This is a genomic window from Paracoccus sp. SSJ (assembly GCF_030234105.1).
Taxonomy (GTDB): Bacteria; Pseudomonadota; Alphaproteobacteria; order Rhodobacterales; family Rhodobacteraceae; genus Paracoccus; species Paracoccus denitrificans.
On the sequence record NZ_JASSPE010000018.1, the window covers coordinates 1 to 24642 of the forward strand.

The following is a 24642-nucleotide window of genomic DNA, read 5'->3' on the forward strand; positions in this document are numbered from 1 at the left end:
ACAGACCCAGCACGCCAAGCCCCCGGCCCAGCAATCACCCAGCGCGCCGAACCACACCAAACACGCCCGACCAGCCCCATTTCCTCAGCAAACGCAGAAACAACAACAAAAGAATCGTCCCGAGAATGCAAAGAGGACGATGAAGGGGTTCCTGCCCGGGCCATCCGGTACCCGCTCGATCAAGCCGATGATCTTCCAGGATCGCGAAAAGCCGAAGATCGCGCCGAAAACCAACCTGAACGACGACAACGTCTTCTTCCAGGACGAATTTGTCTGGGGCGCCAAGCGCCGTTGCGCGGCCGGGTTCGGGGCCTGACAGCTTATCTACGCCTCACGCCAACCCCTGACCGCGCAGAACTACGCCGCCGCCAGGGCGGCGATGACCACGATGCGCGGCCACCGGGGGCGCAAGCTGAACCTGAAGCCGAAGCTGCTGATCGTGCCGGGCACGCTCGAAGAGACTGGCCTGGAACTGCTGAACGCCGAACGCAACGCCGCCGGTGCGACCAACGTGTGGAAGGGCACGGCGACCCTTCATGTCGAGAACCGGCTCACCCTGATCTGACGGCGGTCATCTTCCCGTGGGGGCGTTTCGCGCGCCCTCATCGATAAGCTGACAGGAGGCCATCATGGCGCGGAAACCCGCACGGACCACCACGAAACCGGCTGCCGAGGAGAAGGTCGCCGTGAAACCCGAGGCCGATATCATCAAGGCTCCGGTCGAAGAGGCTGTGCCCGAAAAGGAGGCTGGAAAGCCCGATGCCGCCACGGCATCCGAGAATACCGAGGGGGCTGAAACAGCGCAGCAAGCTGCCGATGCCCCGAGCCAGGCCCCTGCAGATGATGTGCAGGGGCAAACCGGCGGGGAGGATGGGTCGGACCTCCCCGCCGACGATAATCTTCAGCAGCTGGTGATCCGGCCGCTGCTCACCAGGGCGAAGCGTCGCGCTCCATGGCCGAACTGCTGGCCAGCGGCGGCGCCACCTCGCTCGCGGCGATGATCGCCGAGGCGGCAGGGTCAACAGCGCCGATCATCTCGAAAGGCACCGACGTCGTTTTTGTCGGCCTGGACCTCGCCGTGTCGGAGGTCGACTGGATCGTCACCTACCACCGCGAAGACGGGCGCCGTCGCGCAGGTCGGCGCTGGCCCAGGGGCGAAACCCCGGTTCGAGGCGGTGAACTCACGGCTCACGATCTCGCTCTGCTTCAGGGCGATCCGCAGTTCACCGTCCGCAAGGCCGGCCAGGACTGACCGATGCCCTATACGTCCCTCGACCAGCTGAAGGAGGTGATCCCGGCTCGCGACCTCGAACTCCTGACGGATTTCGAGCACAGCGGCGAGCCGTCCGATACGCGCCTCCAGCGGGCGCTGGTCGACGCCACGGCCGAGATCAACGGCTACATCGCCAAGGTGGTCAAGCGCCCCCTGGCGGACCTGCAAACCCGGCGCGGTTCAGAGGGCCGGTTCTACGCAGAGCTTAACTGGGGGCCACGCTATCTCGCGACATCTGTCGAAGGCGAGTTTGTATCAGATAGCGCATTCAGTGCGGTCGATTCCAACGGCTGAACTTCTTGATGGTAGGCGCATCACGCATTGAGCGACTGCTGTAAACTCAGTTCGATCCAGTTTTGTGTGCTGCAAATATTCCTGTCAGGCCCTGCAAAAATTAGCGTCACGCTACATCCGAAGCCGATCGGATCAATGATACGAACCATAGTGCCGGGTGAATAGCCTCTCGCGCCTCCAGACTTGCTGGGGGCTCGGGTGACATGCCAGTGCCCAACTCACTTGAAGGGAAGAACCATGGTGGCCCCGGCAGGACTTGAACCTGCAACCTGCCCCTTAGGAGGGGGCTGCTCTATCCAGTTGAGCCACGGGGCCGCTCGGCGCCTCTTTTGCCCTCTGGCCGAAGAAATGGCAAGCTTGCCGCGACCGGGCATAAAAGATAACGGTAACATGATTGCGTCCCGGTAGTTGCGATGAACACGAAAAGATCCCGCCGCCCCCTGACATTGCGCGATGTGTCCGAAGCATCGGGCGTATCCGAGATGACCGTCAGCCGCGTGCTGCGCAACCGGGGCGATGTCTCGGCCGCCACGCGCGAGAAAGTGCTGACCGCCGCACGCACGCTCGGCTATGTCCCGAACAAGATCGCCGGCGGGCTGGCCAGCCAGCGCGTGAACCTGGTCGCCGTGGTCATCCCGTCGCTGTCGAACATGGTGTTTCCCGACGTACTGGGCGGCATCTCGGCCGAACTCGACGACACCGGGCTGCAACCCGTGGTGGGGGTGACGAATTACAGCCCCTCGCGCGAGGACACGGTGCTTTACGACATGCTCAGCTGGCGGCCCTCGGGGGTGATCCTGGCCGGGCTGGAGCATAGCCGGGCGGCACGGGCCATGCTGGACAATGCCGGCCTACCGGTGGTCGAGATCATGGATGTGGACGGCGAGCCCATCGATACCGCCGTCGGCATCTCGCATCGCCGGGCCGGCGCCGAAATGGCCGACGAGATCCTCGCCGCCGGCTATCGCCGCATCGGCTTCATCGGCACCCATATGCCCGAGGATCACCGCGCCCGCAAACGACTGGCCGGCTTCGAGGAACGGCTGGGCGAGCATGGGCTGCAACTGGCGGCGCGGGAATATTACCAGGGCGGATCGTCGCTGCTGAAGGGGCGCGAGATGACCGAGCGCATCCTGGCCCGCGAGCCGGACCTGGACTTCCTGTATTTCTCCAACGACATGATCGGGGCCGGCGGGCTTCTGTGGTGCATGGAGAAAGGCTACGACATTCCCGGCAGGCTGGGACTGGCCGGCTTCAACGGCGTCGAGTTGCTGGACGGGCTGCCGATGCGGCTGACCACAACCGACGCCCGGCGCATCGACATCGGCCGGCGCGCCGCCCGCCTCGTCGCAGGCAAGGAGCCGCGGCCCGAAAGCGGCATCATCGCGCTTGCACCGACGATCATGCCGGGAGAGACCATCCGCAAGCATTGACGCCGCGCCTGCGGGCGGCGTTGCATGAGTATTTGCCAAACGGTGAAACAGGCGCTGGGTGGGCCCGCGCGCGACGGCCTGCGTTTTCTTCGTTCCCCAAATACTCATGCGGCGGCGACGATTGCACGGTCGCATGAGTATTTGGGGAACGAAGAAGCCGGGAAGTCAGCCCAAATCGGGGAAGAACAGGCCCTTGGGCGAGGGCGTGAAGATCTCGCAGCCATCCGCCGTCACGCCGATCGAATGCTCGAACTGGGCCGAGAGCGACTTGTCGCGCGTCACCGCCGTCCAGTCGTCGGCAAGGATCTTGGTCTCGGGGCGGCCAAGGTTCACCATGGGCTCGATGGTGAAGAACATGCCCTCCTCCAGCACCGGGCCCTTGCCGGGGCGGCCGAAATGCAGGACGTTCGGCGGCGCGTGGAAGGTGCGTCCGAGGCCGTGGCCGCAGAAGTCGCGCACCACCGACATGCGGTTCGATTCCACATAGGACTGGATGGCCCAGCCGATGTCGCCGAAGGTGGCGCCGGGACGGACGGCCTCGATGCCGCGCATCAGCGCGTCATGGGTGACCTGGATCAGCCGCCGCGCCTTGACGCTGGGCTTGCCCGCCACATACATGCGCGAGCTGTCGCCGAACCAACCGTCCGCGATCACCGTCACGTCGATGTTCAGGATGTCGCCGTCGGTCAGGATCTTGTCGCCCGGAATGCCGTGGCAGACGACATGGTTCACGCTGATGCAGCTGGCATGCTGATAGCCGCGATAGCCGATGGTGGCGCTGGTGACGCCCAGTTCCTCGACCCGGCCGCGGATGAAATCGTCCAGGCCGCCCGTGGTGGCGCCGGGCTGCACCAGCGGACCGACCTCGTCCAGGATCTGCGCCGCGATCAGACCAGCCGCCCGCATGCCCTGGAAGTCCTGCGGGTCGTGGATGCGGATCCCCTCGCGGGTCTGGCGTGCGTCGTTCATGGCGTCCTCGTGCTGGTCTGCCCCCACAGATAGTCCCATGGCGCCACTTGTTCCAGCCCCTCGCGCGGACCTATACATTCGGAACCGCAGCAGATCGCCAGGGGAACGCGCCGATGCAATCCGACAATCCCACCGCAGCCATCCTCGTCATCGGGGACGAGATCCTTTCGGGCCGCACGCGCGAGGGCAATGCCCATTACCTGTCGCAGGTCCTCAACAGCATCGGCGTCGACCTGCGCGAGGTGCGCATCGTCGGCGACGACCACGACCAGATCTCCGCCTCGATCAGGGCGCTGGACAAATCGCTGGGCGGCGCCTGGGACATGCTGTTCACCAGCGGGGGCATCGGGCCGACGCATGACGACATCACCGCCGATGCGGTGGCCGCAGCCTTCGGCGTCGGCATCGAGATCAACGAGGAGGCCCGCCGTGTCATGGTCGAGCGCTGGCAGGCGCGCGGCGTCAAGGTCACCGGCAACCGGCTGCGCATGGCCCGCATCCCGCTGGGCGCGGCGCTGATCCCCAACGCCCATTCCGCCGCCCCGGGTTTCCATATCGGCAACACCTATGTCATGGCCGGCGTGCCCGAAGTGTTCCGCGCCATGGTCGAGGCGGTCGTGCCGCAATTGCCCACTGGGCGCCCCTCGGTCAGCGAGGCGCTGGAGGTGCTGCGCCCGGAATCCGACGTGGCCGACGAGTTGCGGGCGGTTGCCGACGATTTTCCCGACCTGTCGCTGGGCTCCTATCCCTTCCAGCGCGGACAGCGCTACGGCACCAGCCTGGTGATCCGGGGGCTTGACGGCAAGCGCGTCACCGATGCCATGACCGCCCTGCGCGAAAGGCTGGCCCTGTGATTGCCGATCCCGATATCGCCCGCGCCTTCGAGTCCACCTGGCCCGCCGCCGAATATGCCCAGGCGGGCGGTTTCCTGGTCGGCCGCGGCCGGGGCGGCGGCGGTCGCGTCAGTTCGGCCCGGGCCACGCGGCCGGATTGGAGCGAGGCCGACATCGCCCGCGCCGAGGCCGTCCAGCGCAGTTGGAACGAGCGGCCCATGTTCCGCGTCGCCGACGACGATGCCGCGCTGTCGCAGGCACTGGCGGCGCAGGGCTTTCGCCACGGCACGCCGACCGCGATCCTGGCCGCCGATTGCGCCCGGCTGACCGCCCTGCCCGTCCCGCCGCTGACCGCCTTTGCCATCTGGCCGCCGCTGGCCATGCAGCGCGACATCTGGAGCGACGGCAATGTCTCGGCAGCCCGGCAAGAGGTGATGGAGCGCGCCTGCCTGCCCAAGACCGGATTGCTGGGGCGGGTGCAGGACCGGGCGGCGGGTGCGGCCTTCGTGGCGCTGGACGGGCCGGTCGCCATGATCCACGCCATCGAGGTGGTGCCCGCGCTGCGCCGGCAGGGCGTGGCGGGCTGGCTGATCCGCATGGCGGCGGCTTGGGCCGAGGAGCAGGGCGCCACGCGGTTGGCGCTGGCGGTCAGTCGCGCCAATACCGGCGCCCGCGCGGTCTATGACCGGCTGGGCTTCGCCGAACTGGGCGGATACGGCTATTGGAGCAAGGACTGATCCCGGGCAAGGCGCTCAGCCCGGTTCGGCGGCCAGGCGGCGCAACTCCTTCTTGAGCAACTCCAGTTCGCTGCGCATCAGGCTCAGCTCGGCATGCAGGTCGCCGTCCAGAAGCGCGCCCGCCACCAGCGTCAGGCTGGCCAGATGCCGGGCGCCGGGATGGGGCGGCTCGCCCTCGGCGCCCCGATCCTCGAGCAGCAAGAAGCTTTGCACCCCGTCCGACAGCCGCTCGGCCGGGATGGCGACGTCGACGGCCCAGCCGCCCTCGGGCTCGGGGGTCGCGCAAGCCTCGGCCAGCCGGCTGCCCATATGCACCAGCACCAGCCGGCCGGGCGGGGCATCGCGATGGAGCACCCCTTGCCAGATGCCGCCCTTCAGCCCGAGGGATTCGAAATCGTTCATGGGAAAATCCTTGCTCAGAACTCGGCCCGCAGATGGCGCGAGAAGAACAGCTCGCGAATCTCGACCGCGTTCATCCGGGGCGCTTCGAAGATCAGGTCCAGCCAGATCTTTTCCAGCCGCTTCTCGTTCATCTGGGTATAGGCCAGGTCGAACTCGATCACCTGCTGGCTGCAAAGGCCCGGTTCCAAACCGTGCAACTGCTCTGTCAGATCGTCGATATTCGGGCCGTGGCCGATGTTCAGCCGCGCATAGACGTTCAGCGCACGCTCGGCCAGGATGCCGGTTTCCAGCCGCAGGACATGGCTGCGGGTCAGGCCCTGCAAGGCGCTGGCCGGCAGGTCGACGGACAGCGACAGGAAGCTGCCGGCAAAGCCGAACACCTCCAGCCGCACGGCAAAGGGCGACAGGTCGGTCGCGCCGGTGCTGGCCAGCTGTTCCAGGATCAGCGCGCGTTCGGGGCAGTCGTGCCAGACCGCGGTGCCGTCGCCCAGCCGGTCGCCGTTTTCGGGACCGGCCAGGCCGCGGGGCGAGATCCGCCCGGCCATGAGCCCGGGGCGCCAGCGCCAGTCGGTGCCGCCCGGCAGGTGCAGCACGTCCAGCGCCGCGCGCGAACGCGCCGCACGACGGTCGGTGCCGACCAGGAAACGGTCGAGATCGCCGCGCAGGCCCAGCGCCTCGTCGCGCAAGTTGCGCAGGCGGGCGGGGGCCAGCGTCTCGACCCCCCTGGCCAGCGCCGTCCATTGTCGCGCCACCCGTTCCCGGGCCTTGCGTTCAAGCCATTTGCGAGGGCGTATTGCCATGCGTCCGCCTGTCACTGATCCATATAGACATGGGTTTCGGCCGCCGCGCCCGGATGGGTGACCGCGCCATAGCGCGCCTTGCCGACCAACTGGGCGTATTTCCACAGCGCGCCCGAGGCATAGTCGGTCTTGCGCGGTCCCGCCCATGCGGCGCGGCGCCGCGTCAGTTCCTCGTCCGGCAGCGCCACCGAGATCTCGCCCCTGATCGCGTCGATGGTGATCATGTCGCCGTCTCGCAGCAGGGCGATGGGGCCGCCATGCGCCGCCTCGGGACCGACATGGCCGACGCAGAAGCCGCGCGTCGCGCCCGAGAACCGCCCGTCGGTGATCAGCGCCACCTTCTTGCCCATGCCCTGCCCCGACAGCGCCGCCGTGGTCGCCAGCATCTCGCGCATGCCGGGGCCGCCGGCCGGCCCCTCGTTTCGGATGACGATCACGCAGCCCTCGCTGTAATCGCGGCGGGCGACGGCCTCGAACGCCTCTTCCTCGCATTCGAAGACCCGGGCGGGGCCGGTAAAGACCTGGTGCTCGGGCGCCATTCCCGCGACCTTCACGATGGCGCCGTCGGGCGCCAGGTTGCCGCGCAGCCCGACCACGCCGCCGGTCCTGGACAGCGGCGCCGTCACCGGATGGATCACCTTGCCGTCGGCCTCGCGCTTGACCAGGTCCAGCTCCTCGCCCATGCTGCGGCCCGAGGCGGTCAGGCAATCCTCGTGGATCAGCCCGGCGCGGCGCAATTCGCGCATGACGACCGGGACGCCCCCGGCCTCGAACAAGTCCTTGGCGACGTAATCGCCGCCCGGGCGCAGGTTCACGAAATAGGGCGTGTCGCGGAAGATCTCGCAGACGTCGAACAGGTCGAATTCGATCCCCGCCTCATGCGCGATGGCGGGCAGGTGCAACCCGGCATTGGTCGAGCCGCCGGTGCAGGCCACCACCCGCGCCGCGTTTTCCAGCGATTTGCGCGTCACCACGTCGCGGGCACGGATGTTCCTTTCGATCAGCGCCATCACCGCCTCGCCCGAGGCCAGCCCATACTGGTCGCGCGATTCGTAAGGCGCCGGCGCGCCCGAGCTGTTCATCAGCGCCAGCCCGATGGCTTCCGACACGCAAGCCATGGTGTTCGCGGTATATTGCCCGCCGCAGGCCCCGGCCGAGGGGCAGGCCACGCGCTCCAGGATCTCCAGCTCGGCATCGGACATGTTGCCGGCCGCGTGCTGGCCCACCGCCTCGAACACGTCCTGCACCACCACGTCGCGGCCGTTGAGCTTGCCCGGCAGGATCGAGCCGCCATAGATGAAGACGCTGGGCACGTTCAGCCGCACCATGGCCATCATCATGCCCGGCAGCGACTTGTCGCAGCCCGCCAGCCCGACCAGCGCGTCGTAGCAATGCCCGCGCATGGTCAGCTCGACCGTATCGGCGATGGCATCGCGCGAGGCGAGACTGGAGCGCATCCCCTCATGTCCCATGGCAATGCCGTCGGTGACGGTGATGGTGGTGAATTCGCGCGGGCAGCCGCCACCCTTCTTGACGCCCTGCTTGACCGATTGCGCCTGTCGGGCCAGCGCGATGTTGCAGGGCGCGGCCTCGTTCCAGCAGGTGGCGACGCCCACCCAGGGGGAATGGATTTCTTCCTCCGATATCCCCATGGCATAGAAATAGCTGCGATGCGGCGCGCGGGCCGGCCCTTCGGTCACATGGCGGCTGGGCAGGGACGACTTGTCGAAGCGGCTGTTTTTCATGGCTGCATCCTCCGGCTGAATTCTGGATAGGCCCAGCCCGCACCCGGGGCAAGAGGCTGCGTCCCGGGCGCCCGGCCCTCAGCCCGTCGCGGCGTCCAGCCGGGCGGCCATGATCAGGTCGTTTCGGCTCACGCCGCCCGCCGAATGGGTGGAATAGCTGACGCGGGCATGGCCCCAGCCAAAGGCGATATCGGGATGATGCCCGGCGGCCTCGGCCTGCCAGGCGGCCAGGTTGGCCAGTTGCGCCGCCTGCTTGAAATTCTTGAAACGCCATTCGCGACAAATCGACTTGCCGTCCCCGGCCAGTTGCCAGCCGGGCAGGCCGGCCAGCGCCGCCTGCAATTCCTCCGCGGAAAGCGCCGGGGCGCCGTCCACGATCCTTTCCCTGTCCAGGTCCGTCATCGCTTCCTCCGTCACAGGATCGGCGCCGCCAGCGCCAGAAGGTTGTTGCGCAGCCGCCGCAGGACCGACCAGCCCCGGATCTCGTCCAGATGGATCGGGCGGGCGCGGCCGATATAGCCCTGCTGGCGTTCGTCCAGCCGCTCGGTGACGTCGCCGCCCAGAAACAGCATGTTCATCTCGTAGTTCAGCTCGAAGCTGCGGCGATCCATGTTGGCGCTGCCCAGCATCGCCATGCGCCCGTCCACGGTGATGATCTTGGAATGCAGCAGGCCGTCCTTGAACAGCATCAGCTTCACCCCGGCCGAGACCAGCCCGTAATAGAACCCCTCGGAGGTGGCCTGCACCACCAGCGAATCGTTGCGCTGGGGCAGGATCACGGTCACGTCCACGCCCCGCCGCGCCGCCGTGCGGATCGCCGAATCAAGCGAGGCGTCGGGGACGTAATAGGGCGTGGTGATGACCAGCCGCTCGCGCGCCGCATGGATCATCGTCGCCATGCAATCCGACAGCGAGCCCAGGCGTTCGTCCGGGCCGGTGGCGACGACCTGCGCCACCTCGCCCGGGGCGGTGACGGGACGGGTCATGCGCAGCATCTCGCCCAGATCCTCGCCCGTATAGCTCATCCAGTCCTGCAGGAAGACCGCCTGCATCTGGCGCACCACCGGCCCCTCGATGGCCAGGAAGACGTCGATCCAGGGCGCATAGCGCGGCTTGATCGCAAAGGCGCGGTCCGAGCAGTTGCGGCTGCCGGTAAAGCCCAGCACATGGTCGATCACCACGATCTTGCGGTGATTGCGCAGGTCCATGCGCTGGAAAAGCCCGCCGATCACCGGGATGCTCAGCGGCAGCGCCTCGACGCATTCCACGCCCGCCGCCTTCATCCGCGCCCAGGGTTCCGAGCGGCCGAAGGCGCGCGAGCCGAAGGCGTCGATGATCGCCCGCACCTTGACGCCGCGTCCGGCGGCACGGATCGCGGCATCGGCCACGGCGCGGCCCGAGGCATCGTCCAGCCAGATATAGAACAGCATGTGGACATGCTCGGTCGCGCCGTCGATGGCCTCGACCAGGGCAGTGATGGCGCTGTCGTCCTCGGGCAGCAGCGCGGCGCGGTTGCCGGCAACGGCGGCAAAGCCGGTCGTGGCGTGATTCGCCTTGATGACGGGCGCGGCGAAATCCGGCAGCATCTTCAGCTCTTCGGGGCTGGGCTGCCACAGGCCGGACAGGCGCGAGCGGACATTGGCCATGGTCTCGACCTCGGCGCCGCGCATGCGGATCTCGCCGAACAGCACATAGGCCAGGATGCCGACCAGCGGCACCAGCTCGATCACCAGGATCCAGGACAGGCGAACCGTCGGCTCAAGCCGCGGACGCAGCAGCACGCGGGCCGAAACGGCCAGCGCGGCTGCGTAATGCATGAACACAAGCGCTTCGGTCCACATGCCGCCATGAAAGCCCGGACAGCGTGGAATTGCAATTCGGCACCGCTTTGCATATCTGAGCCCCTGAACGCAGCGCAGGGGGCCGCCGATGAACTGGATCACCAACTATGTCCGTCCGCGCATCAATTCGCTGTTCTCGCGCCGCGAGGTGCCCGAGAACCTGTGGACGAAATGCCCGGAATGCGGGACCATGCTGTTCCACCGCGAGTTGTCGGACAACCTGAACGTCTGCACGAATTGCGACCATCACCTGGCGATCAGCCCCCGGCAGCGCTTTGCCGCGCTGTTCGACGGCGGCGTCTTCAACGAGGTCAAGGTGCCCGAGCCGGTCGCCGACCCCTTGGGCTTTCGCGACCAGAAGAAATATCCCGACCGCATGAAGGCGGCGCAGAAATCCACCGGCGAGAAAGAGGCGATGCTGGTCGCCGAGGGCGAGATCGGCCGCACCCCAATCGTCGCCGCCGCGCAGGATTTTTCCTTCATGGGCGGCTCGATGGGCATGTATGTCGGCAACGCCATCATCGCCGCGGCCGAGCGCGCGGTGAAGCTCAAGCGCCCGCTGGTGCTGTTCTCGGCCGCCGGCGGCGCGCGCATGCAGGAGGGCATCCTGTCGCTGATGCAGATGCCCCGCACCACCGTCGCCGTCGAGATGCTGAAAGAGGCGCGGCTGCCCTATATCGTCGTGCTGACCCATCCGACCACCGGGGGCGTGACCGCCAGCTATGCCATGCTGGGCGACATCCAGATTTCCGAGCCGAACGCGCTGATCTGCTTTGCCGGCCCGCGCGTGATCGAGCAGACCATCCGCGAAAAGCTGCCCGAGGGCTTCCAGCGCGCCGAATACCTGCTGGAACACGGCATGCTGGACCGGGTGACGCATCGCAAGAAACTGCGCGAGGAACTCGTCTCGATCCTGCGCATGCTGGGGGGCCTGCCCGCGCCGGTGGCCGGCGACCTGCCCGCGCCGGGTCCGACCGCAACCGCCCGGTCCGAAGCCGACGAGACCCCGGCCGACAGCACATCCGCCTGAGCCGGACGGCATCGCGATGACCTCTTCCGACGCCATTCTCGCGCGGCTCATGCAGCTGCATCCCAAGGTCATCGACCTGTCGCTGGACCGGATGCATCGCATCCTTGCCGCCTTGGGCGACCCTCAGCGTCGCATCCCGCCCGTGATCCATATCGCCGGGACCAACGGCAAGGGCTCGACCCAGGCGATGATCCGGGCCGGGCTCGAATCGGCGGGCAAGCGGGTCCATGCCTATACCTCGCCGCATCTGGCGCAGTTCCATGAACGCATCCGGCTGGCCGGCGAGCTGATCGCCGAGCCCGACCTGGCTGCCGCGCTGGAGGAATGCGAGGCCGCGAACGGCGGCGCGCCGATCACCTTCTTCGAGATCACCACGGCGGCGGCCTTCCTGGCCTTTTCGCGCATACCGGCGGATTACACGCTGCTGGAGGTGGGCCTTGGCGGCAGGCTGGACGCGACCAATGTGATCGACGATCCGGCGCTGACCGTCATCACCCCGATCAGCATCGACCACACGCAATATCTGGGCGAGACGCTGGCCGAGATCGCCGGCGAAAAGGCCGGGATCCTCAAGCGCCGCGTGCCCTGCATCGTCGGGCCGCAAGAGCCCGTCGCCCGCGAGGCGATCGAGCAAAAGGCCGAGCGCCTGTTCGCGCCGCTGCGCATCGCCCGGCAGGACTGGGACAGCCGGCGCGAGGGCGACAGCCTGATCTATCAGGACGAGCACGGGCTGATGGACCTGCCCCTGCCGGTGCTGCCCGGTCCGCATCAGATCGTGAACGCCGGCACCGCCATCGCCGCGCTGCGCGAGTTGGGCTTCGGCCGCATCGAGGCTCGCGCCGCGGTGATCGAGGCGGAGTGGCCCGCCCGCATGCAGCGCCTGACCCGCGGCCCGCTGGTCGAGGCGGCGGGGGCTTGCGAGCTGTGGCTGGACGGCGGCCACAACCCGGCGGGCGGCGAGGCGGTGGCGGCGACGCTGTCGGCCATGGCAAGGAAACCGACGCATCTGGTCTGCGGCATGCTGAACACCAAGGATGTCGCGGGCTACATGCGGCCGCTGGCCGGCGTCGCGCAAAGCCTGACCGCCGTGGCGATCCCGGGCGAGCCGAACACCCTGCCGGCCGAGGACACCGCGGCCGCCGCTGCCTCGGTCGGGCTTGCGGCTGGAACCGCCCCGGACGCGCTGGCCGCCGTGCAGCGCCTCGCCGCCGACCAGCCCGGGGCGCGCATCCTGATCTGCGGCTCGCTCTATCTCGCCGGGCAGGTGCTGCGCCAGAACGGCTAGGCCCGGTTGAATCCCGCCTAAGCCCCGCCCCGGCCCCAATCGGCGTCGCGCATCTCGCGCAACCGGCTGGCGGTGCGCTCGAATTCGAACGCCCCCTCGCCCTCGGCATAGAGCCGCTCGGGCTCGTCGGCCGCGCTGGCGACCAACCGGACCTTGGCTTCGTAAAGCGCGTCGACCAGGGTCACGAAGCGCTTGGCCTCGTTGTAGTTCGACTGCGACAGGCGCGGGATGGCGTCGATGAACAGCAGGTCCAGCGCCTCGGCGATGGCCAGATAATCGGCCGGACCCAAGGGCTTGCCGCAAAGATCCCAGAAGCTCGCCCGCCCGATGCGACCGACATGCTGCGGGATCTCGACCTTGCGGCCCTTGACTTCCAGCAGCAGGGGCAAGGCGGCCGCGCCGCCGGTCTCGGCCCGCCACAACGCATCCATCTGCTCTCGCGCCGGTGCATCGGCGGGGATGAACCACACCTGCCCGCCCTCGTCGCGGTTCTGGCGGTGGTCAGTGGCGCTGGCCAGTTCCACCACCTCCAGCTTCTCGCGGATCTGCGCGATGAAGGGCAGGAAAAGCTGGCGGTTGAGGCCGTTCTTGTACAGATCCTCGGGCACCCGGTTCGAGGTGGTGACGATGGTCACGCCCTCTTCGAACAATACCTGGAACAGCCGGCCGACGATCATCGCATCGGCGATATCGGTGATCTGCATCTCGTCGAAGCACAAAAGCTGCGCATGCTGCGCCACCGCCTTGGCGACGGGGCGGACGGCATCCTGCTGGCCGGTCTTGCGCACGCCCTCCAGCGCGGCCTGTATCTCCTGCATGAATTCGTGGAAATGAACCCGGCGCTTGACCGCGACCGGCGCGGCCTCCATCACCAGATCCATCAGCATGGACTTGCCGCGGCCGACCCCGCCCCACAGATAGATGCCCCTTGCCGCCCGCACGGGCGCAGGCGCCGAGCCGCGCAGCCGCGACAGCCAGCCGTTCTTCTGCGGCGCGGGCTCGGGGACGGCCGTCAGTTCCCGCACCAGCCGGTCCAGCACCGGCAGCACGCCGCGCTGCGCCGCATCGGGGGCCAGCAGGCCCGCGGCCACGCGGGCATCATAGAGTTCGGATACGCTTACCATACCTGCCCCCTGCCAAAGAAAGGACCGGCCCGCAAGGGCCGGTCCGGCAATTCCCACGAATTTCCTCTGCTATCCGCTTCGGGATCAGCGGCCGCGCCGCTGGAAGCTGCCGCGCGGATCGGCGCCGCGGCCCAGCCAGTTCTGCGTCACGGCCGCGATCTGGTTCACGATCTGCACGCGCTGGGTCAGGCCCCTGGCCTCGGCCTCGTCGCCGGCCTTGCCGACAAGGGCGGGGAATTCGGCCTTGATGAGCTGCGGCTGGCTCAGGGCGGCACCGCTGCGTGCGTCGAAGACCTGCACGGTATATCGGATGTTGTGCACGCCCGAATTCTGCAACCGCTCGCGCACCACCGGGGTGATGGCGTGGAACTGGCTGACGGTCGCGACGATGCGCACGCCGGTCTTGCCGTTCAGCCCGGCGGCGCCCTTTTCGATACCCTCCCTGAGGATGGCGGCCACCTGGGCACGGCGGTCGCCGGCGGGCTCGCCATGCCAGACGATGTCGAAATCGGGGATATAGTTGTTCGCCTCGCTGGTGGTCAGGGCGTCGGGGACGGCGACCTCGACCGCGGCGACGCGCCAGCCGGCGGTCTGCGCCGCATCAAGCTGCTGATAGGTGGTTTCCCAGGTGGTGGCACAGCCTGCAAGGCCAAGGGCCAGGCCAAGCGCCAGAAGCGCGGGTTTCAACATGGGGTGGTTCCTCGTTAACAGATGAATGGAATACCGGCCGCAGGCCGGCCGTTGAAAATTGCGCCAAGGCCTTTGGGCATGATCGTGATCGGGAAATCGGATGGATCAGAAAAGCGCCTCCGCAAAGGGGCGGGCTTGCGCCGCCCTTGGGTCGCGGGGACAATCCCACGACCCGGCGAAAGGATAATCTTGGTTTTCCAATGCGCAAGAGATTCGATTCGATGCAAGCCGCCGCCCGCGCCCAGCCCTTTGCCGACTGGCCCGCGCGCGCCGCACGCCTGCGGGCGCTGAAGCGGATGCTGGTCGAGAACCGCCGCCGCTTCGCGCAGGCCATCGCCCGCGATTTCGGCCAGCGCCCGCAGGCCGAGACCGACCTGGCCGAGATATTCCCGGCACTGGCCGGCATCCGCCACGCGCTGCGCCACGGCCGGGGCTGGATGCGCCGCCGCCCGGCGCGGACCGGGCTGTGGTTCCGTCCGGCGCGGGCATGGGTCCAGCCCCGGCCGCTGGGGGTGGTGGGGATCGTGGTGCCGTGGAACTATCCGGTCTTTCTCAGCATCGGCCCGGTGACCGATGCGCTGGCCGCCGGCAACCGGGTCATGGTCAAGCTGTCCGAGCACGCGCCGGGTTTTGCCGAAGCCTTCGCCGAGACGGTGGCGGAGCATTTCGACCCGGACGTGCTGGCGGTGGTGACGGGCGGGCCCGAGGTCGCAGCCGGGTTCACCGCCCTGCCCTTCGACCACCTGCTGTTCACCGGCTCGACCAAGGTCGGCCGGCAGGTGATGCAGGCGGCCGGGGCGAACCTGACCCCGGTCACGCTGGAACTGGGCGGCAAGTCCCCGGCGCTGGTCGCGCCCGATGCACCGCTGGCGCATGCGGTGGACCGGATCATGACCGGCAAGCTCCTGAATGCCGGCCAGACCTGCATCGCGCCGGATTACGTGCTGCTGCCCCGGCCCAGGGTCGAGGAGTTCACCGCCCTTGCCCGCGATTGGGTCGGCCGGCACTATCCCCGACTGGCCGCCAATCCCGATTACAGCCGCATCATCAATGATGCGCAGTTCCAGCGCCTGAGCGACTGGATCGCCGAGGCGCAAGAGTCCGGCGCCGCCCTGCATCCGCTGAGCGATGCGGCCCCGGATGCCGGGCGCCTCCTGATGCCGCCGCTGATCGTGACCGGCGCGAAAGGCGCCCTGGCCGAGCAGGAGATCTTCGGCCCCGTCCTGCCGCTGATCCCCTATGACAAACTGCGCGAGGCGGTGGATCACATCCTGGCCCGGCCGCGCCCGCTGGCCTTCTATCCCTTTACCGGGAATGCCGAGACGCTGGCGCTGCTGCTGGGGACGGTGGCGGCGGGCGGGGTCACGGTCAACGATACGCTGCTGCATGTCGCCCAACCCGGCCTGCCCTTCGGCGGCGTGGGCGCCAGCGGCATGGGCGCCTGGCACGGCAAGGCAGGGTTCGACCGCATGTCGCATCTGATGCCGGTGTTCCGGCAGGCCCGGCTGAACGGCGCGGGGCTGCTTGCCCCGCCCTATGGCGCGCGGTTCCGCATGCTGATGCGCTGGATGCTGCGGCTTTAGACGATGGACTGGTTGCGCGTCTCGGCCCGGATGAACAGCGTGGCCAACGCCGCCAGCAGCAGCAGCGCCGCAAAGACACCGATGGCGACCCCGAAGCCGCGCGCCACGACATAGCCCATGAGCGAGGGTGCCAGAAGCCCGCCCACCCGCGCCACCGCGCTGGCGGTGCCCATGCCGGTGCCGCGCAGGCTCGTGGGGTAAAGCTCGGGCGTGAAGGCGTAAAGCGCCCCCCAGGTGCCCAGCAGCGCAAAGCTCATCAGCAGAAGCGATGCGGCCACCAGCCAGGGACTGACGGCGACGGTGAACAGGACGCAGCCCGCGGCGCTGAGGACCAGGAAGATCTGCAAGGTGGGCTTCCTGCCCCAGCTTTCCACGCCATGCGCCGCCAGCGCATAGCCCGGCAGCTGCGCCAGCGCCATCAGCACCAGGAAGCCATAGCCGCGCACGAAGCCGAAACCGCCCTTGGCCAGTTCCGCCGGCAGCCAGACGAAGACGCCGTAATAGGACAACGAAACCAGGAACCAGGCGGCAAAGATGCCCAGGCTGCGGTTGCGCAGCTCGGGGCCGAAAAGCCGCGCCTCGGCAGTGACGGGCGGCGCGGTCAGTCGGGTGCCTGCCGGCAGGGCGCGGGCGCCGTTCGCGGTCAGGACCCGGTCGACGACCGCCCGCGCGCCAGCCTCGTCGCCCTTGCGCAACAGATACATCGGCGATTCCGGCACCCAGAGCCGCAGCCAGATGCCGATCACCGCCGGCAACGCGGCGACGGCAAAGATCCAGCGCCAGGGCTCTGCCGCGCCGGCCAGATGGGCGATCCAGGCGGTCAGGGCGATGGCGATGGTGCCGACGGCCCAGAACCCCTCCAGCCAGACCAGCCAGCGGCCGCGATTCCTGGGCGGCAGGAACTCGGCCATCATGGCGTAATCGACCGGCAATGTGCCGCCGACCGCCATCCCGGTCAGGAAGCGCAGCAGCATCAGCGACCAGATGTCCGGCGCAAAGACCGAGGCAAGGCCGAAGACCGCATCGCAGCCCACCGTCAGGAACAGCACGTTGCGCCGCCCGATCCGGTCGGCGATGCGCCCGAACAGCGTCGCGCCGGCGAACATGCCCAGGAAGAAAAGCGTCCCGGTTTGCAGGGCCTGCGGCACGGTCAGCCCAAAGCTCGCGGCGATGGAGGCCGCGGTAAAGCCGATGGCGATGACCTGCATCGCATCCGCCGCCCAGACCAGGCCAAAGATGCCCAGCAGCCGCCCCTGGAAACGCCCCGCACCGCCCTGGGCCAGGGCCTCGTCGATGGTCAGGTTCATCCGCTTTCCTCCGCCTTGCCGCTTGCGGCGCAGTTTTGCGAGGTTTCGCGCCATGTCCACCGAAAAACGCCCTGTTGCACCCGGCTTGAGCAAGGCGATGCGGCGCGGATGGGCAGTGGGCACGAAAAAAGGCCGCCCACGCGGGCGGCCTCTTGCGGCAGGTGCCGGGGCTTGACCCTCAGCCCTCCAGGAAATCCTCGATCACCTGCTCGAAGCTTGCGGCAAAGCTGCCGCCGACCGGCTTGGTGAACAGCGCCGCGCGCATCAGCGTGCCATGCACGAACTGGCCGGTGCGCACGGTGGCGTAGTTGGCGACCGGCATGCCGACCGGCGTCGCCAGCACGAACGCACCGGAGGGTGCATAGCCCCGCACCCGGTTCGCCGCGACATCGACCTCGACGCCGACGACGAAGGTTTCGCCATAGGTCACGTCGCCCAGCCCGATGCTGCGGGTCGCACCGTCGTAATAGCGGGCCTGCAGCGCGCCCTTGTTGTTGTGGATCGAAAAGTTGCCGCCGCTGGGATTGGCCCCGAAAAGCAGCGACACGCCCGAGCCATAGCTGTCGATGGCCATGCGCAGGACGATGAAGGCCCCTTCGAGCCCGCTGGTCGTCAAGCCCGTCGCTTGCAGGAACTGCCCGTCGCCGAACCGGATGCCCAAGGGCGTCGCGGCGATCGCATTGCCCGAGCTGGCGACCGCCAGGTTCCAGCCGCCATTGCCGCCGTTGGTCACGCCCGTCACCGCCGAGGACTCGCCGGAATAGGCCGAGGCGGAGTCGAAATAGCCAGCCGCCTGCGCGTAGTCGATCCCCGGTGTCGCCGGTGCGGCGACCGTCAGCAGCGCGGGGCTGGCCGCGACCGTCCCGGCGGCATTGCTCCAGTTGACCGCCAGCGCATATTCGCCCGGCTCGGACAGTTCCATGCTCTGCTCCTCCGGGTCGATCCGGTCGCGGATCGAATTGTCGTCCAGCAGCAAGTCCCACTCTGCGGCCGGTGGCGGGGTGCCTTCGGCACTGCCCAGGTCCAGGGTGATGCTGTCGCCCAGCCCCGCCGCTTCGGGCAGGATCGCGGGCTGGCGGGTGATCGTCGGTGCCATGGCGGGCACCGCCTCATCGACCAGCACCGAACCGTTGGCGTCCAGCAGCCTCGCGGGCTGGCCGCCGTGATAGATCCGCTCGACCCCGTCGAAAAGGCTGCGCTCGATACTGCCATGGATCGCCGGCGGCGCATCCCGGCCATCCAGCACCACCAGATCGTTCGGGCGCCTCTGCCCCTCGGGCAGGGCGAGGTAGCGGTCGTAGTCCGGGGCGACGATCAGCCGCACCGTGCCGTCCTCGCGCGCCGCCTTCAGGTTCTGCGCGCTGGTCCTTTCCAGGTCCCCCAGCGTCGTCTCCAGCGCCGAAGCCAGGAACAGCGACCGCACCTCGAACAGCTTGGCCACATAGGGGCTGTAGCCCGCGACGGTCCAGGTCGTCCCCGCCCGCTCGCCCTCGCCGTTCACGATCAGATCCAGCGACCAGCCGCCCTGCGCGTCGGTCGTCGCCTCGACCTGCTCGGTCACCACCCGCACGCCGCCCTCGAATACGTCCGAGCCCTGAAGCGTCGCGACGATCTTGCCCGCGGCGACCGGCGCAAGCGTGGCGTCCATCAGCACGCCCCTGACTGTGGCTTTGTTCGGCATCTCACCCTCTCCTCATCCGAATGGCGCAGCGATTATCCGGGCAAGGCCCACACGTTGCAGAAAGCAGGTCTGCAACGAACGGGGCTAGGGTCAGGACTCGATGCTTCAGCTCATCAGCGGTTTCGAGGCGCCACGGGACAGCGTCACGCCGTCGATCCCTCGGCCTACGGGATCCATGCTTCGACCATCCGGGACTTGCGCCCTTGAGATGCAGAACCCGCCCCGACAAGGCCGGGGCGGGCATGATGATCCGCGCAATGACTGGCGCGGAATGGCGCCGGCACAGCCATGCCGCCTTGGCGATTGCGGCGGGATCAGCCGTTCCCTTCGCCTTCGCCACCGTCGGAGCCACCGTCGGAGCCGCCATCTCCGCCATCAGAGCCGTCCGAACCGCCGTCCGATCCATCCGAACCACCGTCGGTCCCGTCCGTGCCGGAGTCTTCACCGTTACCGTCACCATTTCCGTCTTCGGTGCCTCCGTCCGTTTCGCCACCGCTGCCGTCGTCGCCCCCCTCGCCGGGGGCCGTCTCATCGCCGGTAGCGTCCGCAGTCGAATGACCGTTGCCGGTCTCATCCGCTGCGGGGCGAAGTTCCACGCCATCGACCGAGATCAGCGAACCGTTGGCGATGCTGTAGACCAGTTCGATCGGCTGGCCATCGCGCTGCGCATTCACCGTCAGGATCGGACCCTCGCGCAGGATATGCACGTCGGTAAAGCCTTGCGCGATCAAGGTCCGCGCGATCTCCTGGTCATTGTCGAGCTGCTCCGGCAACTTGTAGTCCGGCTCCAACACCGCCCCTACGGGAGTGCCCGGCTCGGCCGCCACCCCGGGAACGATCGTGGTATTGCCCGACGGCGTCTCGACCACGGTCGTATCGCCTTCTGTCACTTCGCCGCTCTGCGCCAGCGCCGTGGAGCCCATCAGCGCACCAAGCGCCAGAACCTTGCCGCAGATCAGGGCGGTCGTAATGCTGCGTTTCAGCATGACTTCTACCTCCTTCATGCTCATGGGGGTTAAAACCCGGCGCCTCCGAAAGAGTTTCGTCACGCTTGATCGCATCGGCGTCATGGCGCGACGGCCCAGCACCAGCGACCATAAAGGCCGTCAAGGCCGCCCGGGGGTGTATCTGCCCGGCTTGCGTCCTGGTCTCTGCCGGTATCCAGGGTCGCAAACTGGTCCAGGGTGCTTCGCGGCTATGCCGGAAACCGGCCGCCTCCAGAACGAAGCGTTCCTGCAAGGCATCGCACTTTCGCGGCGACAAGGCGTGCCTGCCAGCTGTCCCAGTCGGCCCCACCGCGGCTCCACGACTTCGGCAAAGCAAAAGGCCGCCCCGAAGGACGGCCATTTTCGCTGGATTTCCAGTAAATCACTGGTGCCGGTGAAGGGACTCGAACCCCCGACCCCATCATTACGAATGACGTGCTCTACCAGCTGAGCTACACCGGCGCCTTATGTGCCGCGCCGGATAGCAGGTTCCGGCGCGGGCGAAAAGGGGGGATCAGCGATTTTTCCCCGCAATCCTCATCTCATCCTCCTCGGGCGGCTCCACATCGGGACGCACGGGCAGGATATCGCCCTGTACGCCTGGAACAGGCTCGCGCAGGGGTTCGGGCGCAGGCGGTGCGACAGCGGCGGGCTCGGGATCGGTGACGGTCATCGCCGGCTCCACCCCGCCCACGCCCGGAGAGACGCGGCGGTAATCCGATTCGCGCGGCACCATGCCGGGCGAGACATCGGCGATCTCGACCGGACCCGCTTCGGGCGCAGGCGCCTCGGGCTGCGGAACGGGCGGTGTTGCGCGGGCCTGGGCCGCAGGCACGGGAGGGGCCGGCACATCGGCCCCCGCCTCGTTGCCATGCGGGGCGCCGACCAGCAGCGGCAGCATCTCGACCCCGTTCGAGGCGGTGGCGCCCCAGGCCGGCGTGTCAGGCTCGCACCAGGTCAGCGTGTCGAACCCGCCGCAACTGTCGCAGGTCGGGGACCAGTCGGCCATGACGTTGTGGCACTTGTCGCAAACCCATTGCGGCCCGCGGCTGGCGACCAGTGCACGCGCCAGGATGCCGCGCACCACCGCGTCGTCCCCGCCCTCGCCCCGTTCGACGGCAGCCAGGATCGAAAGCGAGCGCACCGTCGGATGCTTTTCGGCCAGATCACCAAGCGCGCGGCGGGCGCCGGGGAAATCCTCGGCGGCCAGCAAAAGCTCGGCGCGCAGCAACCGGGTTTCCTCGTGATCCGGGTTCTGCCGCATCAGGTCCTCGAAGCGCCGCAGCCGCGCGGCCGGCTTTTCGTCCGGCACGATCTCGGCATAGGTCACGGCGATCGAGGGATGCGGGCGGACGCTCCAGGTCTTTTGCAGCACCCGGCCGGCATTGCGGGGATCGTTCTGGGCGATATAGCTGCGCGCGGCCAACACCGCAGCCGGGATCAGGTCGGGGCTGGCGCGGTTGGCCGAGATCGCCGCCTCGCGGGCGCTGATCGAATTGCCATGCGCCAACACCTCGGAGGCCTCTTTCAGCGCCAGGACCGCGTCGCGGCGGATATGCACGTCCTTGGGCAGTTGGCCCTGCTGGCGCTTGTCCTTGAGCACGGCGCGCGCGCCTTTCCAGTCGCCCTGGCGGGTCTGCAGTTGCAAGAGCGTGTCCTGCAACTCAGCATGTTTCGGCTTCAGCGCATAGGCTTTCTCGGCTAATTTCAATGCGGTAACCGTATCGCCTTCATCCAGTTTCTGACGCATCAGGCCACGGATGCCGACAAAGCGCGTGCGCGGGTCCGACAGCAGCCGGCGATAGACTTCGCCGGCCTTGCGGCTGTCGCCCGCGACCTCGGCGGCCTGCGCGGCCAAAAGGTCGGTGACATGCGGCTTGTCGAGGAACTTCGCCGCCTTCGCCGCCTTGTCCTGCGCAAGCTTCCCCTCGCCCGAGGCGACGGCCAGCATGCCCTCGGACAGCGCGTCATAGCCCTTGCGCTCGCGCGAGCGGGCGAAATAGCGGTTGATCGCCGTCTCGTCGCCCAGCAGGAAGCGCAGGAAGGCCAGAAACAGCCCCAGCAAGCGCACGGTGATCCAGCCCAGCAGCACGACGACCAGCGCCGCGATCACCAGTTGCACCGGCCCCAGCGTGTATTCGGTGCCGCCATAGACCATGCTCAGGCCATGGCCGGTTTCCGAAAGCTGCATCGCGCCCAGCGTCAGGACCAGCACGATGGCGAAGAAGATCAGGATTTTCAGTGCCGAAAGCAGCATGGCGCGCCCCTTACATGCTGCCCGCGGCCAAGGTGGCCAGCGCGGCATTGGCTTCGACCCAGGTCTGGGCCCTGGCAGTCCAGTCGGCCATCGCCGCCTGGCCGGATTGCGGCAGGGCGGCGATCTCGGCCAGCGCGCCCTTGATGTCGCCGGCACTCACCGCGGCATCGGCACGCGACAGCACGGCGTCGGGGTCGCTGCCCTCGCGCGGCTCGACCGAACGGGCGCCGGTCTGCACGCGCAGGAAGCTGCTGATGGCCCCCAGCGCACCCTCGTTCTCGGGCGCGTCCTTCAGCGCGGCGGCCAGCCCCTCGCGCGCAGCGGCGGGGAAGCCCGCGCGCAGCTGCGCCAGCGTCGGGATATCGCCGGCCAGCACGGCCGGCGGCTCGATCCCGGCGGCGCGCAGATCGGCCAGCGCCTGATCGCGGGCGCCGCCCGTCTCGATCGCGGCTTGCAGGGCTGCGGCGGCGGTGGCAGCCTGGGCGCGGCGGTTCGCCGCCTCGGCACTCTGCTGCAATTCGGATGCCTGCGCCTCGGCCGCGGCGATGCGCTTTTCGGCCTCTTCGGCCGCGGCGGCGATCCGCGCTTGCAGGGCCTCGGCCTGAGCGGCAAGGTCCTGGACCTGTTCGGCTCCGGCCGTGTCGGCCGCAGGGCGCGCCGCAAGCTCGTCGATGCGGCTCTGCTGCGCGGCCAGCCGCCCGGTCAGCTCGTTCAGCACCTGCTGAAGCCCCTCGCTGTCCTCGCCCGAGACGACCGGGGCCACCACGGGACGCGCGGCCAGATCGGCCACGGTTTTCTCCAGCGCGGCCAGCTTTTCCTCCTGCGCCCGTAGCGCCTCGGCATCGCCGCCTTGCGGCGCTGTATCGGCCAGCGCCTGCCGCGCCGCATCGGCGCCGGCCTCGGAAGCACGGTTGGCAAAGGCGTCGGCCTGCGCCTGGATCTCTTCGCGCGCCGCTTCCACGGCAGCCTCGCGGGCAGCGGCGATCTGCGCCTCGGTCGGGGCGGGATCGGCCACCCCCGGCTGCCAGGCCGGCGGCAGATGCGGAATTGCCCACCAGGCCGCCGCGGCACCCAGGCCGGCAGCAACGACACCGCCCAGGAAGGTCGGCGCGAAGCCGGCCTTGCGCACCTCGACCACGCGGGTTTCGACCTTGGCCGGCTGGGACTGCGAAGGGGCGGGTTTCGGCGCCTCGGCCGGGCCGCTATCCGCCTTGGCGACCGGCGGCACGGTGCCCGGCTTCGCCCCGGCGACGGGCTGCGGCGCGTCGGATTTCGATTCGGTCGCCGGCTTGGCCGACGCGGGCTTGGGCGCGGCGGCATCGGATCCGGCGCCGCTGCCGACCAGCCTCGATTCGATCTGAGGCTTCGGCTCAGACTTCGCGGCGGGGGCGCCTTCGCCGGCGCTGACCGGGCGGCTGTCGATGACGGAACCCGAGACCGCTTTCTTTTTACCGTCTTTTCCGGGGCTTGCCTTGTTATCGCTGGAATTGGTTTCTGGCTTCTTCACAATTCTTCCCCGTTCCCTTTCGCATTGCGGCCCGGCTGCCACGGAGCAGGACCTGCCCCTTCCGCCCGCAATCATGACTGGCTCCCGCCGGCAGTCTAGTCGGCGGTGCGTGGCGCCTCAACCCGCCCTCATGCGGATTGTTCCGCGTCCAGCAGGCGTGCGACGGCCAAGAGCACGCCATCCGCATCGGGCGTCGGCGCCGGTGCGATGCGCGCGGCCGGACCCTGCCAGGCATCCTGCGCCGCCGGGCTGATCGGCGCCAGCCACAGAGGCGCCCGCGCGTCCGCAGCCTGGACGGACAGGATCCGCGCCGAGCGTGGCGAGAACAGCGGCAGGATCACCGGCGCCGTGCCCGCCAGCGCCGCCAGCGCCGCCGCGTTCAACGGCTCGGGCAACTGGTCATAGACCACCATGTCCGGCACCGGCAGTTCCTTGGCGACATGGGCGCCGTGCGGATGCAGCCAGCCCTCGCCCAGCCCGTCCAGCAGCGGCATCATCCGCGCCGCGTCGCCCGGCCCCTCGGTCACGTCGAAACCCGCCGCCCGCGCCGCCTCGGCCGTGGCGGGGCCGACGCAGATCGCCGGCCGCCCGCGCCCCGCCCCCGCCGCCGGCACGGCGTTGACCGAGGTAAAGACCAATCCCCGCGCCGCCGCCAGCCGGCCGGCATCATGTGCCACCGGCCGGATGCGCAGCACCGGCGAGATCAGCACCTCCAGCCCCAGATGCGCCAGACCTGCGGCAAATCGCCGCGAGGCCGGCTCGGGCCGGGTCAGAAGCAGGATGGGCGCAGGGTTCGGCAGCATGGCAATCGGCCTGACAAGGTGTTACTTGCCCTCTGCCTAGGCCGTTGGCGGCGCAGGAACAA

General features: G+C 68.6%; 22 protein-coding genes, 2 tRNA genes and 1 pseudogene. 9 read left to right on the forward strand and 16 right to left on the reverse strand.

The features are described from left to right. Positions 1-139: 139 nt before the first annotated feature. The 3 genes and pseudogenes from QPR87_RS17750 to QPR87_RS17760 all read left to right on the forward strand — a co-directional run bounded on the left by QPR87_RS17750 (position 140) and on the right by QPR87_RS17760 (position 1567). Positions 140-565, forward strand: a pseudogene (locus QPR87_RS17750) (Mu-like prophage major head subunit gpT family protein). 387 nt (positions 566-952) lie between these two features. Continuing rightward, positions 953-1252 carry an HI1506-related protein gene (locus QPR87_RS17755; protein WP_285050654.1) on the forward strand — a complete coding sequence of 100 codons (300 nt, stop codon included), beginning with the start codon at positions 953-955 and terminating at the stop codon, positions 1250-1252. 3 nt (positions 1253-1255) lie between these two features. After that, the gene (locus QPR87_RS17760) at positions 1256-1567 is read left to right on the forward strand and encodes a phage protein Gp36 family protein (protein WP_285050655.1); all 312 of its coding nucleotides are present in this window, start codon (positions 1256-1258) and stop codon (positions 1565-1567) included. Between the two features lie 238 nt (positions 1568-1805). On the opposite strand, the gene QPR87_RS17765 is transcribed toward QPR87_RS17760, so the two are convergent. Then, positions 1806-1882: transfer RNA gene (locus tag QPR87_RS17765), tRNA-Arg, on the reverse strand. Positions 1883-1980: 98 nt separating this feature from the next. On the opposite strand from QPR87_RS17765, the gene QPR87_RS17770 reads away from it, so the two are divergent. Next, positions 1981-3000: a LacI family DNA-binding transcriptional regulator gene (locus QPR87_RS17770; RefSeq protein ID WP_285050656.1), complete on the forward strand. Its 1020-nt coding sequence runs from the start codon at positions 1981-1983 to the stop codon at positions 2998-3000. A 165-nt stretch (positions 3001-3165) separates the two neighbouring features. Here the strand turns inward: QPR87_RS17770 and map are convergent, their stop codons facing one another. Continuing rightward, positions 3166-3969: a type I methionyl aminopeptidase gene (map, locus tag QPR87_RS17775; protein WP_041529914.1), complete on the reverse strand. Its 804-nt coding sequence runs from the start codon at positions 3967-3969 to the stop codon at positions 3166-3168. Positions 3970-4082: 113 nt separating this feature from the next. Between map and QPR87_RS17780 the strand changes: the two genes are divergently transcribed. Continuing rightward, on the forward strand, positions 4083-4823 hold the full coding sequence (locus QPR87_RS17780) for a competence/damage-inducible protein A (protein ID WP_285050657.1): 741 nt from the start codon (positions 4083-4085) through the stop codon (positions 4821-4823). Then, on the forward strand, positions 4820-5539 hold the full coding sequence (locus QPR87_RS17785) for a GNAT family N-acetyltransferase (protein ID WP_285050658.1): 720 nt from the start codon (positions 4820-4822) through the stop codon (positions 5537-5539). Before QPR87_RS17780 ends, QPR87_RS17785 begins: the two co-directional genes overlap by 4 nt. Positions 5540-5554: 15 nt before the next feature. On the opposite strand, the gene QPR87_RS17790 is transcribed toward QPR87_RS17785, so the two are convergent. From QPR87_RS17790 to cls, 5 genes are all read right to left on the reverse strand, one after another. Continuing rightward, positions 5555-5941 (reverse strand): hypothetical protein, encoded by a 387-nt coding sequence (locus QPR87_RS17790; protein WP_285050659.1) that lies wholly within the window; start codon positions 5939-5941, stop codon positions 5555-5557. 14 nt (positions 5942-5955) lie between these two features. Beyond that, positions 5956-6741 carry a DUF6478 family protein gene (locus QPR87_RS17795; protein WP_285050660.1) on the reverse strand — a complete coding sequence of 262 codons (786 nt, stop codon included), beginning with the start codon at positions 6739-6741 and terminating at the stop codon, positions 5956-5958. A gap of 11 nt (positions 6742-6752) precedes the next feature. After that, positions 6753-8486 (reverse strand): dihydroxy-acid dehydratase, encoded by a 1734-nt coding sequence (gene ilvD, locus QPR87_RS17800; RefSeq protein WP_011748273.1) that lies wholly within the window; start codon positions 8484-8486, stop codon positions 6753-6755. A gap of 78 nt (positions 8487-8564) precedes the next feature. After that, on the reverse strand, positions 8565-8888 hold the full coding sequence (locus QPR87_RS17805; RefSeq protein ID WP_285050661.1) for a 4a-hydroxytetrahydrobiopterin dehydratase: 324 nt from the start codon (positions 8886-8888) through the stop codon (positions 8565-8567). 11 nt (positions 8889-8899) lie between these two features. Next, complete coding sequence (cls, locus tag QPR87_RS17810; protein ID WP_285050662.1) at positions 8900-10303, reverse strand: cardiolipin synthase; 1404 nt, start codon at positions 10301-10303, stop codon at positions 8900-8902. A 112-nt stretch (positions 10304-10415) separates the two neighbouring features. On the opposite strand from cls, the gene accD reads away from it, so the two are divergent. Together accD and QPR87_RS17820 are read left to right on the forward strand one after the other, a co-directional pair. After that, a complete protein-coding gene (gene accD / locus QPR87_RS17815; RefSeq protein ID WP_011748276.1) occupies positions 10416-11357 on the forward strand; it encodes an acetyl-CoA carboxylase, carboxyltransferase subunit beta in 942 nt (313 codons plus the stop codon). Between the two features lie 16 nt (positions 11358-11373). Further along, positions 11374-12642 (forward strand): bifunctional folylpolyglutamate synthase/dihydrofolate synthase, encoded by a 1269-nt coding sequence (locus tag QPR87_RS17820; RefSeq protein ID WP_104494180.1) that lies wholly within the window; start codon positions 11374-11376, stop codon positions 12640-12642. A gap of 17 nt (positions 12643-12659) precedes the next feature. Here the strand turns inward: QPR87_RS17820 and zapE are convergent, their stop codons facing one another. Then, positions 12660-13766 (reverse strand): cell division protein ZapE, encoded by a 1107-nt coding sequence (gene zapE / locus QPR87_RS17825; protein WP_011748278.1) that lies wholly within the window; start codon positions 13764-13766, stop codon positions 12660-12662. 84 nt (positions 13767-13850) lie between these two features. Then, complete coding sequence (locus QPR87_RS17830; RefSeq protein ID WP_285050663.1) at positions 13851-14456, reverse strand: DUF6778 family protein; 606 nt, start codon at positions 14454-14456, stop codon at positions 13851-13853. 221 nt (positions 14457-14677) lie between these two features. On the opposite strand from QPR87_RS17830, the gene QPR87_RS17835 reads away from it, so the two are divergent. Beyond that, the gene (locus tag QPR87_RS17835; protein WP_285050664.1) at positions 14678-16039 is read left to right on the forward strand and encodes a coniferyl aldehyde dehydrogenase; all 1362 of its coding nucleotides are present in this window, start codon (positions 14678-14680) and stop codon (positions 16037-16039) included. Here QPR87_RS17835 and QPR87_RS17840 read toward each other — a convergent pair. From QPR87_RS17840 to QPR87_RS17870, 7 genes are all read right to left on the reverse strand, one after another. Then, a complete protein-coding gene (locus tag QPR87_RS17840; protein ID WP_285050665.1) occupies positions 16036-17346 on the reverse strand; it encodes an MFS transporter in 1311 nt (436 codons plus the stop codon). The two genes, QPR87_RS17835 and QPR87_RS17840, sit on opposite strands and share 4 nt — an antisense overlap. Before the next feature lie 178 nt (positions 17347-17524). Then, positions 17525-19027 carry a hypothetical protein gene (locus tag QPR87_RS17845; protein ID WP_285050666.1) on the reverse strand — a complete coding sequence of 501 codons (1503 nt, stop codon included), beginning with the start codon at positions 19025-19027 and terminating at the stop codon, positions 17525-17527. Positions 19028-19341: 314 nt separating this feature from the next. Further along, entirely contained in the window at positions 19342-20013 is a 672-nt protein-coding gene (locus QPR87_RS17850; RefSeq protein ID WP_285050667.1) for a hypothetical protein, read from the reverse strand. A 386-nt stretch (positions 20014-20399) separates the two neighbouring features. Further along, a tRNA-Thr gene (locus QPR87_RS17855) sits at positions 20400-20475 on the reverse strand. 52 nt (positions 20476-20527) lie between these two features. Then, a complete protein-coding gene (locus QPR87_RS17860) occupies positions 20528-22270 on the reverse strand; it encodes a heme biosynthesis protein HemY (protein WP_285050668.1) in 1743 nt (580 codons plus the stop codon). 10 nt (positions 22271-22280) lie between these two features. After that, entirely contained in the window at positions 22281-23777 is a 1497-nt protein-coding gene (locus QPR87_RS17865; RefSeq protein ID WP_285050669.1) for a hypothetical protein, read from the reverse strand. A 128-nt stretch (positions 23778-23905) separates the two neighbouring features. Next, a complete protein-coding gene (locus QPR87_RS17870; protein WP_285050670.1) occupies positions 23906-24580 on the reverse strand; it encodes a uroporphyrinogen-III synthase in 675 nt (224 codons plus the stop codon). Positions 24581-24642 lie beyond the last annotated feature (62 nt).